This is a genomic window from Inquilinus sp. OTU3971, from assembly GCF_038440215.1.
Genome location: NZ_JASATH010000059.1, coordinates 23,741 through 38,553, shown reverse-complemented (window position 1 = coordinate 38,553; position 14,813 = coordinate 23,741). Strand labels below are relative to the sequence as shown.

The following is a 14,813-nucleotide window of genomic DNA, read 5'->3' as shown; positions in this document are numbered from 1 at the left end:
CGTCAGCTCGTCCCAGCTGTCGTCGGGGGCGAAAGATTGAATCGCGGCGGCCAGGATCTCGGTGCGGTCGCCGAGGTCCTTTTCCAGGATCTGGCCGTGATGGCTGACCAGGAAGGTCGTCCGCCCGGTCTCGCCGTAGTCGGCCGGCACCGCGATCATGGCGAAGCCGGCGATCATGTTGCCGTTGATGATGTAGTCGTACCGGCCGCCCGGAACGCCGTCCTCCTGCCGGGTCAGGATCCGGAAGTAGTAGCCGTGATAGGGATTGCCGGCCTGGCGGGTCTCGAAATACCGCATGTCCTCGGCCACCAGCGGCCCGAACGGGCTGGGATCGGCATCAGTCGAGTCCGGCCAGTAGAGCCCGTCCTGCCGGCCCGGCGAGCTGACCAGCTTCTGCGCGTATTCCTGCACGCCGTCGCCGTCGCGGTCCTTCGAGGCATAGGCCATCTGCGCCGGCCCGTAGGCGCGCACCACCTCGATCGCGTTCAGCTCGTTGCCGCCGATGCGGCGGGCCAGGATCTCGTCCAGCCCGTCCTCGGTGTCGAAGCGCCAGCCATCCGCATCGCGGACGATCTGGACCGGGAAGGTCCAGCCGGCGGTCCCCATCTCGATGGTCCGCTGGTCGCCGTCGCCCTCCAGCTTCCCCCCCGCCTTGGCGGCCGCGGCCACCTCCTCCAGCCCCGCAGCGGTATCGGCGGCATCGTCCGGCAGCAGGTCGTCGCGATAGCGCGTGCCGAGGATGCGCAGCAGCCCGTCGACGTCCTTCGCCTCCAGCGCCTGAACCAGCGCCGCCTTGGCCGCTTCAGGCGTGTCGAAGCGTTGCGGCCCGTCACCCTCCTGCGCCCGGGCCGTCGCCGTCGCCATCAGCATGGCGAGCAGCGCGGCGTGGCCGAGGTGGAGCTTCCAGGGAGGCTTGGTCGATGTCGCCATGACATGTGCTCTCTGCTTCAGGTTCAGCGGCGACGGCCGCCACCAGCGCCACGACCACCCAAGCCGCGACCACCTCCGCCGCCACGATGGCCGCGATTCGATTCGACGCGGGTGCGGCTGCCGCTCGACACCCCGCCGAAGGGGCGGGAGCCGCCGCTGCGCTGCCGGACGGCCGGAGATTGTTGGCGTGGGCGCTGCGTCATCTGGCGCTGGGTCGGGCGGCTGGGCGAGCCGACGGATGGGCGGCGCGGCAGGTCGAGGCTTTCGCGGCCGCGGGTCGAAGCCCGGCCGGTTTCGCGCCTCGGCTGCACCCCACCAAAGGTGTTCCCCCGGCGGGGCGTGCGGTCGCCGACGCGTTGCCGCTGGGTCCCGGCCGCACCGGCACCCTGCCGCTGGCGCAGCCCCTCCGCCGCGGCCCGCTGCGTTGGCGCCAGGCCCTGTGCCTGCCGGCGCGGCCGGTCGGCATTCTGCCGCAGCCTGCCGGCGGCGCCCGCATCCGGCTGCCAGCGACGCTGCCCGCTGTCGCCCACCCGGTCATGCGCGGACCGGAAATTCTGGCGGTTTTCGCTGATGCGGGACTGCAGCGCCGTGCGGTCGGTGTTCTTCAGGACGCCATTGTTGACGAAGTTGTTGAAGTTGACGTCGCCATTGATGTCGGGACGAAGCCGGTCGACCTTGTCCCAGTCGACATCGTCCCAGTCGATATCGTCGAAGTCGACATCATCGAAATCGATGTCGATGTCGTCGTCGTCCCAGTCCATGCCGTAGCCGACCGCCGTGCCGAACAGGAGACCGGTGAAGAAAGGGGCGGCGGGGTATTGATAGTTGAGATAGGGCTCCGGGTAGGCGATGGGCGCCGCCGCCACATAGCTCTGGCTCACGACAGGGGCCGGATCATAGGTCGGGACGTAGGCGACGTCGGGATCGGTGCTGGTGATGGTGATGGGCTCGGTGCTGCCCGCGGTGGCGGTCGTGGCCACGGTCTGGGTGACCGAGACCTGCTGGTTGGAGGCCAGATATCCGGCCTTCATCGCCTCGGACCGGAGCGCCTGGATGGCATCGAGCACGCTTTCCAGGTTGTCGGTGACCGCCTGGCCGAGCTGGCTGGTCCAGTCGAGATCGGAATCCATCAGCCGCAGCGCCTCCGGATAATTCAGGAGGGCGATGACCGATGGATCCCAGGTCGGATCCGGGGTCAGGGACGGATCCTGTTCCCGCTTGCCGAGGAACCGGGCCGCCTCGACCACGTCGAGCGTCGCGGTCGAGGCCGGCAGGACCAGCGACAGCACGTCGTCGGGATAGAGCGCGATGCGGGCGACCAGGGTCCGCAGATCGGTCGTCTGCGCGGTGCCGGCCACGGCCGTCGGCGTCACCGTCTGCGCCGCCACCGGCGCCGGGACACCGAACTGGGCGGTGGCAAGGGCGAGGATACAGGCGATCGTGAGCTGCAGCCGCCCCAGCCAATCGCGAGGCGAAGCTGCGTCGGGCCTCGAACTGTTCGGTGCGCGGGACATGGCGACCTCGGCACGGCGGACTGGCGCTGTCGGCCGGCGGCCGCCCGGCTTGAAGCCGAGCGGCGTGGCATGCACAACCGCGTCCGCAACGTTACCGCCGATCCGCAGCGGCAGTTTTGATCTGGCGCATTTTTGCGATGCCTCGGACCTACGCTGTCGCCGCCGGCGGTTGGACGAGTTCGAGCCCCTGCTGCGCGACGGCGGCCAAAGGTTCGCCGCCGGCGACATGCACGGTCGGGAACGAGATCCCGAGAGGACGAACACGGCGAGGAGCCGCGCGACGGCCCTGAGCGTCGTGTGAAGCACCATCTCGGCTGACCGGATCGGCGGAGGCAGTCTCACGTCGTGACCCGGCTCTCCGAGCCCGCAGCCACAGTCGCCATGCCGCCCCCGGCCGAGCTTGCCGGTCCCGGGGCAGGAACCTGATCGGTGATCTTGGGTGTGGGTTCGGCCCGGTGGAGACGGTAGAGCGTGGCGTAGAGAACCGGGAGGAGGATCATCGTGAGGATCGTGCCGTAGCTCAGCCCCGCCATGATGGTGACCGACAGGCCGACCCAGAAGACGTCGTGGAGGAGGGGGATCACGCCGAGGACGGTCGTCCCCGCGGCCAGGAGCACGGGCCGCAAGCGTGAGACCGCCGCCTCGATCGTGGCCGTATAGCGATCCAGCCCACGGGCGATTCCGGTCTCGATCTCGTCGAGCAGAACCAGCCCGTTCTTGATCATCATGCCGGCGAGGCTCATCGCCGCCAGCAGCGCGACGAACCCGAACGGCACGCCGGTGATCAGCAGGCCGAAGACCACTCCGGCCAGGGCGAACGGGATGGTGAGCGCGATCACCAGCGGCGGCCGCAAGGCGTTGAACAGCGTCACCATGATGAAGGCGGTGACCGCGAGCGCGGGGATCACGCCGGGGATCAGGGAGGCTTGGCTCTTGGTGCTGTTCTCCTGCTCGCCACCCCACTCGATCCGGTAGCCCGGCGGCAAGGCAAGAGCCTCCATCTTGCCCGCCACATCCTTGTACAGCGTCGGGAAGGTGACGCCGAGCGCGGGAATGGCCTGGACGGTGAGCGTGGGACGGCGGTTGTAGCGCGCGATCACCGCTTGCTCAGGGGCGAGATCGATGCCGCTCACCACCTGCGCCAGCGGCACGGCGGAGGTGCTGGCCACGCCGCGCACGCCCACGACATCGATATCCTCCGGCCGGCTGCGCTCCGCCTCGACATTGCGCATCACGATCGGGATGATCTCATCGCCATCCCGGAAGAGGCCGATCGGCAGGCCGTCATAGGTGCGGCGCGTGGTGCGGGCGATATCGTCGCGGGTGATGCTGGCCCAGCTGGCGCGCGCGGCGTTGTATTCGGGCCGGATCTCCAGCACCGTCTGGCGCCAGTCGGTCTGGCTCAGCCCGGCATAGGGGCTGGCACGCAGGATATCCAGCACCTGGTTGCCGACCGTGCGCAGGGTGGCGGCGTCGGCGTCGCCGGGGCCGCTGATGCGCAGCTCGAACTTCCAGGTGTCGCCCGGCCCGACGGTGAACTTGCGCAGCGGCGCAAGGGCTTCGGGGAAGCGATCGGCCAGCCAGGGCTGGAGCCCGGCGATCAGCCCGTCGATCTCGCCCTGGTCATGGACGTTGACGACGATCTGGCCATAGGCGGAGTTTTCGGCCTCGGGCTCGACCGGAAGGTAGAAGCGCGGCGGACCGCTGCCGATGAAACTCGCCACCTCGGCCACGCGGGGATCCTGCCGCAGCCGGTCCTCGATCTCGGTAAGGTCCTCCGACACCCGTTCGATCCGGGTGCCTTCCGGCATCCAGTAGTCGATCATGAACTTCGTCATCGCCGCGTCGGGGAAGAACAGCTGGGTGACGTTGCCGTACAGGGCCCCCGCCCCGACGAGTATCGCGACGGCGCCCGCGATGGTCAGGAACCGGATGCGGATCGCGCCATGCAGAAGCGCCCGGAAGCCGCGGTAGAACCGGCTGTCATAGGGATCGGCCCCCGTCGCGGCCTGCGGCTTCAGCATCGCCATGCATTGCAGCGGCGTGATTGTGACCGACAGGATCCAGGAGGCGAGCAGCGAGATCGCGACGACCGAAAACAGGCTGGCACAGTATTCGCCGGCGCTCTCATCCGAGGCGAAGATCGGGTAGAACGCCATCACCGCGATCACCGTCGCGCCCAGCAGCGGCATCGACGGCTGGGTGGCCGCCTCGATCGCCGCCGCCCGGGGTTCCATGCCCCGGTCGATGCGCACCGCATGGCCGTCGGCGACCACGATGGCATTGTCGACCATCATGCCGAGCGCGATGACCAGCGCCCCGAGCGACATGCGCTGGAGATCGATTCCGAAGATCGCCATCAGCAGGAAGGTCGCCATCACCGTCAGCAGCAGCGCCGTGCCGATGATGACGCCCATGCGCCAGCCCATCGGAATCGCCAGGCAGGCAAGCACGATGACGATGGCCTCCAGCAGGCTGATGAAGAAGCCCTTCACCGAAAGCGCGATGGTCTCGGATTGCCAGTTGACCTTCTCGATCTCGATGCCGACCGGGAGGTCGTGCACGAGTTCGTCGAGCCGGCGGTCCACGGCCTGTCCTACCTTCACGACATTCTCGCCGGGGCGGTTGGTGAGGGCGATCCCGATCGCCGGTTGGCCGTTGAAGCGCATGAGCTGACGCGGCGGATCCTGGTATCCCTCCTGGATCTCCCCGACATCGGCCAGCCTGATGATCTCGTTGGCGCTCCGTTCGATCGGCCGGCTGGCCGATTGGATGAGATCGAGCGCAGTGGGCTGCAACACCAGCTGGCCGATATCCTCGGCCTGCGGGAATGTGCCCGTGGGCGCGATCCTGATCTTGCTGTCGCCGACGAACACGCGCCCGCCGTCGACCACGGCATTCTGCGTCTGTAGATCGCGCGCGATGGTGAGCTCGGAGATGCCGAGCTGCGCCAGCTGGCTCTGGCGCACATCCAGATAGACCCGGCGCTCCTGCGCGCCCCACAGGTCGACCCGGGCCACCCCGGGAACGAGGCTGAGCTCGCGCTTCAGCTCCTCGGCGTAGTCCTTGAGTTCACCGGGGCTGAAGCCGTCGCTGGTGACGGCGAGCAGCAGGCCGAACACATCGCCGAAATCGTCGATGACGACCGGCGCGACGGCGCCGGGAGGAAGCTCGCGCGCCGCATCATCGGCCCGCGCCCGGACCTTGTCCCAGATCGCCGGGAGATCTTCCGAGCTGTACGAGGCCTTGATGTTGACCTTGATCCGTGACCATCCGGCCCGCGAATAGCTTTCCAGTGAATCGAGCTCCTTCAGCTTCTGCAGCTCGATCTCGATCTTGTCGGTGACCTCCTGCTCGACCTCCTCGGGGCTGGCCCCGGGATAGGTGGTCGAGACGATCGCGGTCTTGACGGTGAACTCCGGATCCTCGAGCTGGCCGAGCGCGAAGTAGGATGCGAACCCGCCGAGAAGGATGAGCGCGGCCCCGAACCAGGTCACCGTCGGATGGTCGACAGCCGAGGCGGCAATGCTCATGGCGCGCGCTCCGTTTCCGGCAGACGCACCTGCTCTCCCTCGACGAGGCTGTTGGCGCCAGCCATGACGACCCATTCCCCGGCCGAGATGCCTTCGGAGATCTCGACGCCGCCCCGGACCGTCCGGCCGACCGATACCGGCCGAAGGGACACTGTCTTGGTGGCGGGGTCGATCACCCACAGGGCCATGGCGTCGCTGCCCGGCTTGATCGGACGGAGCGCGGCGGGAGGCACGACGCGCGAGACGCTGGCTTCCGATCCTGCCTTCACCGACTTCACCCGGACCGACCCCGCCATGCCGGGCAGGATCGAGACGTTGTCCGGCTGATCCATCACGACCGTGACCGGATAGGTGCGCGTCGTTCGTGAGGCCTCGGCGCCGATCTCGCTGATCGTGCCCGTCAATTCGACGTCGTGAAAGGCATCGAACCGCACGCTCACGGTGTCGACGAGGGGGGCGAGCGCGATCAATGTTTCGGGAATATCGACGACGACCTCGATCCGGCGGAGATCGAGCAGCCGGATGACCTGCTGCTGGGCGCGGACATCCTCGAAGGCCTGGGGATAGACCGCCACCACGCGGCCGTCGAATGGCGCCGCCAGCATCGTGTCGCCGAGATCGATGCTGGCCTTCGTCAGTGCCGCACGCACCGATTCCACGCGCGCTTCCGCGGTGTCGCGTTCGCCCTGCGAGGTATCCAGGCGCGCCTTGGAATAGGTGCCGCTCTCGACCAGCGGAACGACACGCTTGTACTGCTCGTCCTTGGCCCTGAATTCGGCCAGTGCGGCATTGAGGTCGGATTCGAGCCGCGTCACGTCCGACCGGTAGGGGGCGTCATCGAGTCTCGCGATGGTTTCGCCGCTCGTGACCACCTGTCCGACTTTCACCGGAAGGTCGAGGATCCGGCCGGAAACACGGAATGACAGGACGGCATCCGTCTCGGCGCGGGCACGGCCGATGAACTGGCGCTGTCCGAGCGACTCCACCGATCCGACCTGGACCGCCGAGACCGGGCGCGGGGGCTTGGCCGTCTCCGCCTGCTGTTCGTCGTTGCACGCGCCCAGCAAAGCCGCGACCAGGAGAACCACAGCAGCCCTTGCTCTAGTCATCCAAGTCTCCATCGCGACCGGTCAAGGAGCCGGTGAAGCGGGCGCCGGAGCGGCCCATCCTGCTCTTTCGGAGCATGTCCATGACCGAGCTCTCAGCCACGATGAGGCTGGTATAGCGCCATTTGGGAGCGACCGATTTGCTCCAGCGCAAATACGGTGGCGCCCCCCCGTGCTAGTGAAATCAGCTCATCCTGGCCTGCGCCCGGACTGGAGAGCGGAATGCTCGTTTCTCACACGAGAATATTCGACATCGTCGGCGACATCATTCGGATCAAAGTCGCGTCCAGCGGCTCTGGCGACGAGAACCGGCCTTGCCTCAATGACCTCGCCATCGTCGACAGCGAACGCGGTTTCCGATCATTGGCACAGGTTATCAATATCGACCGGGACGTCATTTCGCTTCAGGTCAATTCCGGCACGAAGGGCCTTCCCAACAACGCTTCGGTGCGCTTCCTCGGCGAGCCGATGCGCGTGACCTATTCGGACAACATCCTCGGGCGCGTCTTCGACGGGGCGGGTAAGCCGATCGATGGCGGGCCGGAACTGTCCAATGATCCGACGGTGCCGATCGGCGGCCCATCCGCCAATCCGATGAAGAGGGTGCTCGCCTCGCGGATGATCCGGACCGACGTGCCGATGATCGATGTCTTCAACTGCCTCGTCGAAAGCCAGAAGATCCCGATCTTCTCGGTCTCCGGCGAGCCGTATAACCAACTGCTCGCCAGGATCGGCATCCAGGCCGATGCCGATGTCGTCGTCTTCGGCGGTCTCGGCCTGATTTTCGACGATTACGCCTATTTTCGTCGGCGGTTCGAGGATGCCGGCGTCTTTCCGCGCACGGTGATGTTCATCAACCAGGCTTCGGACCCCGTGGTCGAACGGCTGCTGGTTCCCGACCTGACCCTGGCCGTCGCCGAAAAATTCGCGGTGGAGGAAGGCAAGCGGGTGCTGGTGCTGCTCACCGACATGACCGCCTTTGCCGACGCGATGAAGGAGGTGAGCATCGCCATGGAGAGGGTGCCGGCCAATCGCGGCTATCCGGGCGATCTCTATTCGCAGCTGGCGCGCCGTTACGAAAAAGCGTGCGACTTCAAGGGCTCGGGCTCCGTCACCATCCTTGCGGTGACGACGATGCCGGGCAACGACCTGACCCACCCCGTGCCCGACAACACCGGCTACATCACCGAGGGCCAGTTCTATCTACACAGCCGCGTCATCGATCCCTTCGGGTCGCTGTCGCGTCTCAAGCAGCACGTCATCGGCAAGGTCACGCGCGAGGACCACAGCCAGATCATGAACACCATGATCCGTCTCTATTCCGGCGCGCGCGACGCGGCCCAGAAGCAGGCGATGGCGTTCGAGTTGTCCGATCACGACCACCGGCTGCTGAAGTTCGGCGATCTGTTCCGCAAGCGCTTCATGGACATCGAGGTGTCGCTGCCGCTCGAAGCGGCGCTCGACCTCTGCTGGCAGACGCTCGCCGAATGCTTCCAGCCGGAGCAGCTGCTGATGAAGCAGTCCCTGGTCGACAAATACTATCCGGCCTCGGCCGGGCAGAAGAGCGAATCCGAGGCCGCCTGATGGCCAAGCCGGCACTCAACAAGTCGACGCTCGCCCGCGAGACGCGCCAGCTCGCCGAATACCGGCAATTCCTGCCGTCCCTGGAGCTGAAGCGGCTGCAGATCCTGGCCGAGCGCGCCCGGGCCCGTGACGGTCTCTCCCGACGGGAAAAGGAATTCCAGGATCGGTTTCAGGCGACCGCCGACGCCATCCCGATGCTTGCGAACGACTACGTGCCGATTTCGGGGCTCGTCCGTCTCAAAGAGGTGACGGTCGGCGAGCAGAACCTGTCCGGGACCGTCCTGCCGCGGCTCGATGATCTTCGGATCGAGCTCGAGCCGTATCCGCGGCTCGGCCGCCCTCACTGGGTCGACCCGGTCGTCGCCGCCCTTCAGGACCTGGTCCGCATGAGCGTGGAGCTCGATGTCGCCCGCGAGCGGGCCGACCGGCTGGTCAAGGCCGAGATCGTCATCTCGCGCCGCGTGAACCTGTTCGAAAAGGTGCTGATTCCGCAGGCGCGGGACACGATCCGCCGCATCAGGATGGCGCTCGCCGATGCCGAGCGCGACGCCGTCATTCGCGCCAAGATCTCCAAACGCAAGACCGCCAGCCGGTCGGCCGAGCAACGGGTCGCAGAGCTATGACGATCGTGGCGCTCAGGAAGGTCGCTCTTGTCGGCGCCGTCGCGGACAAGGAGAGGATCCTGCAAAGAGTGCAGGATTTCGGGAGGATGCATCTGATCCCGCTGCGGCCGGCGCAGAAAGAGCTGGAGGCGGTTCCGAGCGGCACGGGCCGCGATGCCGTCGCGGCGCTGCGCTGGCTGATGGATTGTCCTTCCCCGCGCCGTCCCGTGCTGTCCGACCAGGATTTCGACGCGGCAACGCTGGTTCAGGCAATCAGCGCCAACAAGCAGGCGCTGCTCGACGCCGAGGACCGGAAGGCGGCCCTGCTGAAGCGGATCGAGGATGTGAGGCCCTGGGGCGAGTTCTCCTTCCCGGGGCTCGACCAGATGGGCGGCCATCGGCTGTGGTTCTATGTCGTGCCCCGCTCCAAGGAAAATCCGATCGAGGCGGGCGACCGGGTCGTCGAGATCGTCCATCGTGATCGCCACAACGCCTATGTGGTGCTGCTCTCGCCCGACGAGCCGCCCATGGACGCCATGCCGGTGCCGCGCACGCGGGTCGGCGCCCATTCGCTGTCCGCGCTTGATCGGCAACTCGAGGATATCGAGGTCGGCCTGGAGGATCTCTGGTCTGAGCGCCGCAAGCTGACCAAGTGGCGGGTTCTGCTCGACCAGAACCTGGCCCAGGTCCAGGACAACGCCGCGCTGAAGCGCGTCTCGCTGGAAACCGATGATGTCGACCGCGTCTTCGTCGCGCAGGGCTGGGTTCCCGTCGACCGCCTGCCGCAGGTCGAGCGCCTCGCAGACGAATTCGGGCTCGCGGTCACGGTCGAGGAACCGCTCCAAGGCGAGCGCCCCCCGACCCTGCTGGCGAACCGGCCGGCGCTGGCGGGTGGCGAGAGCCTCGTCGAGTTCTACCAGACGCCGTCCTATCGCGATTGGGACCCGTCGGCGATCGTCTACGTATCCTTTATCATCTTCTTCGGCATGATCATGACGGATGTCGGGTATGGGCTGGCCCTGCTGGCCGTCCTGCACCTGATGCGCAAACGCTTCACCGGCTCGGAGACCGGGCGGCGCATGCTCGTCATGGGCTATTGGCTGATGGTGTCGACCACGTTCTTCGGCGTCATCACCGGCAGCTATTTCGGCGTGACGCCGCCGCCCGACAGCCTGCTCGGCCGCCTCAAGATCATGGATCTGAAGAATGTCGATGCGATGATGCGGATCACGCTGGCGATCGGCGGCCTGCACATCGTCATCGCCAATCTGATGAGCGCCTGGCACGCGAAGACGCGAAATGCCCGCATCCAGCCACTGGGCTGGTGCCTTGTCGCCGTCGGCGGCGTGACGGCCTATCTCGCCTCGGCGATCCCCCCCTTGGCGACCATGGGAATCATATTGATCGTCCTTGGCCTCCTGGTCGTCGGCGTCTTCGCCAGCGACCGGCGGGTCACCTCGGCCAAGACCCTGCTGCTCCGCATTCTCGACGGGCTCGTCGCGACGTTCCGCCTGACGAACATCTTCAGCGACGTCCTCAGCTACATGCGGCTGTTCGCCCTGGGGCTCGCGGCCGCCTCGCTGGCCGAGACGATCAACACGCTGTCGGGCCAGCTCGTCCACGCTGCGCCCGGGATCGGGGTGCTCATCGCCCTCCTCGTGCTGGTGCTCGGTCACGTCATCAATATCGGCCTCGGCCTCATTGCCGGCTTCGTCCACGGGCTGCGGCTCAATGTGATCGAGTTTTTCAGCTGGGGATTGAAGGAAGAGGGCACGCCGTTCCGCCCCTTCGAACGCAGGAGACAGGCCCGTGAATGAATTCGTTCTGGCGCTCGGATGGTTCGGCCTCTTCGCGCCGGTGGCGCTCGGGGCGATCGGGAGCTCCATCGGTTGCGCCATCGGCGGCAGCGCCGCGATCGGCGCCATGATCGACACCGAGAGCGGCCATGGCCGCAACATCGGCGTCTCGCTGATGCCGTCGTCCCAGGTCATCTATGGCATCGTCATCATGTTCTCGCTGCAGCGCGACCCCATGACGGCGGCGGCGGCGGCGGCGATCTTCGGCATCGGCCTGATGTCCGGCCTGGCCCTGGTCTTTGCCGGAATACGCCAGGGCGAGGCGGTGGCCGCCGCGATCAACGCTTCCAAGGCGAAGCCGGAGATCTTCGGCATCTCGCTGACACCCGCCGCCGTGCTGGAGGGCTTCTCCGTCTTCGCCCTGGTTTTCGCCCTCGTGCTGAGCGGCACCATTCCCGCCTAGGAGGAGACCATGGCGAAATCGCAGGCGGATGTGTCCCCGGCCGGGGCAGGGGTGCAGGGGTTGATCGATCGGCTCCGGACCGAGGGCGTCACTGCCGGGCAGGCGCAGGCCGAGGAAATCGTCTCCTTCGCCAAGGCCAAGGCCGACAAGCTCGTGGCCGAGGCCGAAGCCCGAGCGCGGGAGACGCTGGACCGTGCGAGGCGGGAGGCCGCTGCGGAAACGGCGGCCGCGCAGGATGCGCTGAAGGTCGCCGCGCGCGATCTGGTTCTCAAGCTCCGGAACGAGCTTGGGCACCGCATCAGCGAGGACACGAAGCGCCTGCTCGGCGAAACGCTCATGGATGAGGAGTTCCTGAAGCGTCTGATCCTGGCGATGGCCGCCAAGGCGACGAAGGACGCGGGCGTCACCGCCGATGACCGGCTGGAGATCCTCCTTCCCGATCGCGTCGTCAGCTTCGAGGATCTGCAGCAATCGCCCGAGAACGCGCGCGAAGGAACCCTGACTCACTTCGTCGTCGCAGTCGCCGCCAGTGTGCTCAGAAAGGGCGTCACCTTCTCCGTCGCTCCGGGCTTGCAGGGCATCCGGGTCAGGCTGGTCGACCGCGACCTGTCGATCGATGTGACGGAGGAGGCGGTCGCCACCCTGCTGGGCAAGCATCTGCAACCGCGATTCCGGGCGTTGATGGAAGGGGTGGCGCGCTAACCGATGAGCGACCGGCTGCGCTACATCACGCTGATGTCGAGCCTGCCGCATATCGGCAGGATCTTCACCGAGCACGGCACCGGACTCTCGAAGTTCCGGCTCGAGGAGCGGCTGAAGCTGCTCCGCCCCGATGATCGCAAGCTGCTGGATCGGGTGATCGGCGTCACCGCCTGGACCGGGGTCGGACAGTACCGGACCGATGCCGAGATCATCGCGCTGGCGCGCAGCGTCATGGCCGAGCTCGACGACCATCCGACGCTGCAGGCTCTGGTGCAGGGCCGCATGGAGACCCGGACCATCATCGCCGCGCTCCGGCGCCGGCGGGATGGGGCGGCAGACCCCGGAGACGTTGCGTCATGGGGGTTCGGCCGGTGGTGCCGCCGCATCCAGGAGAACTGGAGCGATCCCGGCTTCGGCCTCTCGCATTTCATGCCCTGGGTGGCCGAGGCCGACCAGCATCTGCGATCCGGCAATCACATCGCGCTGGAGCGCCTGGTCCTGACCCAGGCCTTCACCCAGATCGACCGGCTGGCGAGCGGCCATGACTTCGATTTCGAGGCGGTGGTCGTCTACGTGCTGCGCTGGATCATCGTCGAGCGCTGGAGCCTGTATAGCACCGCCAAGGCGGCCGAGAGGCTGCGCAAGCTGCTGGCCGAGGCGCTGAGCACAGCGCCCCGTACCGCCATCCCGCCTGCCGATCGAGCCGCAAGCCAGGAGGCCCGCCCATGACCAGCCCGTCAAACCTTCCCGAGCCGACGGCCGAAGTCGTCGCCGTGCAGGACGACCTGGTGACGATCGCGCCGATTGGCGACACACCCCTGGTGAAGAACGAGGTGATCTACATCATTCCGCATGGGCCGGAGCGGGAAGGGGGGCGACGGGAATATCTCAAGGCGGAGGTCCTGCGCGTGCGCGGCCCCTCGGCCGAAGCCCAGGTGTTCGAGAGCACAAGCGGAGTCCGCATCGGCGACAAGGTCATCCAGACCGGCGAGATGCTGTCCGTCGCCCTGGGGCCGGGACTGCTGAGCGGCGTCTTCGACGGGCTGCAGAATCCGCTGGCCGAGATCGCCTCGCAGCATGGTTTCTTCCTGCCCCGCGGAGTTCTCGTCAACCCACTCGACACGACGCGGAAATGGGCCTTCACGCCGAAAGCCAAGGCCGGTGACATCCTTAGGGCAGGGGACGTGATCGGCACCGTGCCGGAGGGTCGGTTCGAGCATCGGATCATGGTGCCCTTCGCCATGCCGGGCGAGGTGACGGTCGAGCGGATCCGCGAAGGGTCGTTCGCGATCGAGGAGGTCGTCGCGACGGTTCAGGACGGGCGGGGGCGGAAGCACGACCTCAACCTGGTCCAGCGCTGGCCGGTCCGGCGGCCCATTCCAGAGGCGCTCGTGTCGCTCGGCCAGGTCGAGCGGCTCTACCCGTCCGAACCGCTGATCACGACCATCCGGCTCATCGACACCTTTTTTCCGATCGCCCGCGGCGGCATGGGCTGCATCCCCGGCCCATTCGGCGCCGGAAAGACCGTGCTCCAGTCGCTGATCTCTCGATTTTCGGCGGTGGACATCGTCATCGTCGTCGCATGCGGCGAGCGGGCCGGCGAGGTGGTCGAGACGATCACCGAGTTCCCGAGCCAGCCCGACCCGTCCGGCCAGGGCACGCTGATGGATCGGACCGTGATCATCTGCAACACGTCCTCCATGCCCGTGGCCGCGCGCGAGGCGTCGATCTATACGGGCATCACGCTGGGCGAATACTACCGGCAGATGGGCTATGACGTTCTGCTGATCGCTGACTCCACCTCGCGCTGGGCCCAGGCGATGCGGGAGACGTCCGGGCGCCTCGAGGAGATTCCGGGCGAAGAGGCCTTCCCGGCCTATCTCGATTCCGCGATCAAGGGCATCTACGAGCGCGCCGGGGTGATCAGGCTGGCGGATGGCGCGCTCGGCAGCCTGACGATGATCGGCACCGTCTCGCCGGCCGGCGGCAACTTCGAGGAGCCGGTGACCCAGGCGACGCTCGGGACCGTCAAGACGTTCCTCGGGCTGTCCTACGACCGGGCTTACAAGCGTTTCTATCCGGCGGTGGACCCTCTGCTGTCCTGGTCGCGTTATCATCCGCAGCTGGCGGACTGGTACCGGGACCATATCGACGCCGGCTGGGCCGGACGGGTCGAGGAGATGGTCGGGCTGCTGCGCCGGGGCGACGAGATCGCCCGCATGATGCAGGTCACCGGCGAGGAGGGCGTCTCGATCGACGACTTCGTTACCCAGCAGAAGGCTCTATTCCTCGACATGGTCTATCTGCAGCAGGACGCGTTCGACGACGTCGACGCATCCGCGCCGCTCAAACGGCAGCAGGAGACCTTCGACATCGTGATGCAGGTGGCCAGGCGAGACTTCGATTTCAGCGACAAGGCGGCGGCGCGCGACTTCTTCACCCGGCTCACCGGGGTGTTCAAGAATCTCAACTACGCCGCCGAGAGCTCTCAGCAGCGGGACGATCTCAGGAGCCAACTGCTGGCGGCGATCGATGCAGTGCCGCAGCGATATCAAACCGCCGCGGAATAGAAGACCCGATCCC

Annotated in this window: 11 protein-coding genes; 7 read left to right on the top strand and 4 right to left on the bottom strand. The window is 67.0% G+C overall.

Annotated elements, in window-relative coordinates:
* The 4 genes from AAHM41_RS16700 to AAHM41_RS16685 form a co-directional block, all read right to left on the bottom strand.
* Nucleotides 1-930 (bottom strand): DUF2950 family protein (locus AAHM41_RS16700; protein WP_342237692.1); only part of this gene is annotated, 930 nt, incomplete at its 3' end.
* A 23-nt stretch (nt 931-953) separates the two neighbouring features.
* Nucleotides 954-2,672 carry a DUF3300 domain-containing protein gene (locus tag AAHM41_RS16695; protein WP_342237691.1) on the bottom strand — a complete coding sequence of 573 codons (1,719 nt, stop codon included), beginning with the start codon at nt 2,670-2,672 and terminating at the stop codon, nt 954-956.
* Between the two features lie 110 nt (nt 2,673-2,782).
* The gene (locus tag AAHM41_RS16690) at nt 2,783-5,977 is read right to left on the bottom strand and encodes an efflux RND transporter permease subunit (protein ID WP_342237690.1); all 3,195 of its coding nucleotides are present in this window, start codon (nt 5,975-5,977) and stop codon (nt 2,783-2,785) included.
* Nucleotides 5,974-7,065: an efflux RND transporter periplasmic adaptor subunit gene (locus AAHM41_RS16685; RefSeq protein ID WP_342237689.1), complete on the bottom strand. Its 1,092-nt coding sequence runs from the start codon at nt 7,063-7,065 to the stop codon at nt 5,974-5,976. Before AAHM41_RS16685 ends, AAHM41_RS16690 begins: the two co-directional genes overlap by 4 nt.
* A gap of 177 nt (nt 7,066-7,242) precedes the next feature.
* Here AAHM41_RS16685 and AAHM41_RS16680 point away from each other — a divergent pair, with 177 nt between their 5' ends.
* From AAHM41_RS16680 to AAHM41_RS16650, 7 genes are all read left to right on the top strand, one after another.
* Nucleotides 7,243-8,667 carry a V-type ATP synthase subunit B gene (locus tag AAHM41_RS16680; RefSeq protein WP_342237688.1) on the top strand — a complete coding sequence of 475 codons (1,425 nt, stop codon included), beginning with the start codon at nt 7,243-7,245 and terminating at the stop codon, nt 8,665-8,667.
* Complete coding sequence (locus AAHM41_RS16675; protein WP_342237687.1) at nt 8,667-9,290, top strand: V-type ATP synthase subunit D; 624 nt, start codon at nt 8,667-8,669, stop codon at nt 9,288-9,290. The genes AAHM41_RS16680 and AAHM41_RS16675 overlap by 1 nt, the downstream gene beginning before the upstream one ends.
* A gap of 86 nt (nt 9,291-9,376) precedes the next feature.
* On the top strand, nt 9,377-11,086 hold the full coding sequence (locus tag AAHM41_RS16670) for a V-type ATP synthase subunit I (RefSeq protein WP_342237686.1): 1,710 nt from the start codon (nt 9,377-9,379) through the stop codon (nt 11,084-11,086).
* The gene (locus AAHM41_RS16665; protein WP_342237685.1) at nt 11,079-11,528 is read left to right on the top strand and encodes an ATP synthase subunit C; all 450 of its coding nucleotides are present in this window, start codon (nt 11,079-11,081) and stop codon (nt 11,526-11,528) included. The genes AAHM41_RS16670 and AAHM41_RS16665 overlap by 8 nt, the downstream gene beginning before the upstream one ends.
* 9 nt (nt 11,529-11,537) lie before the next feature.
* Entirely contained in the window at nt 11,538-12,230 is a 693-nt protein-coding gene (locus tag AAHM41_RS16660) for a hypothetical protein (protein ID WP_342237684.1), read from the top strand.
* 3 nt (nt 12,231-12,233) lie between these two features.
* Nucleotides 12,234-12,959, top strand: coding sequence for a hypothetical protein (locus AAHM41_RS16655; RefSeq protein ID WP_342237683.1), 726 nt, complete (start codon nt 12,234-12,236; stop codon nt 12,957-12,959).
* Nucleotides 12,956-14,800 carry a V-type ATP synthase subunit A gene (locus tag AAHM41_RS16650; RefSeq protein ID WP_342237682.1) on the top strand — a complete coding sequence of 615 codons (1,845 nt, stop codon included), beginning with the start codon at nt 12,956-12,958 and terminating at the stop codon, nt 14,798-14,800. Before AAHM41_RS16655 ends, AAHM41_RS16650 begins: the two co-directional genes overlap by 4 nt.
* The last annotated feature ends 13 nt before the right edge of the window (nt 14,801-14,813 follow it).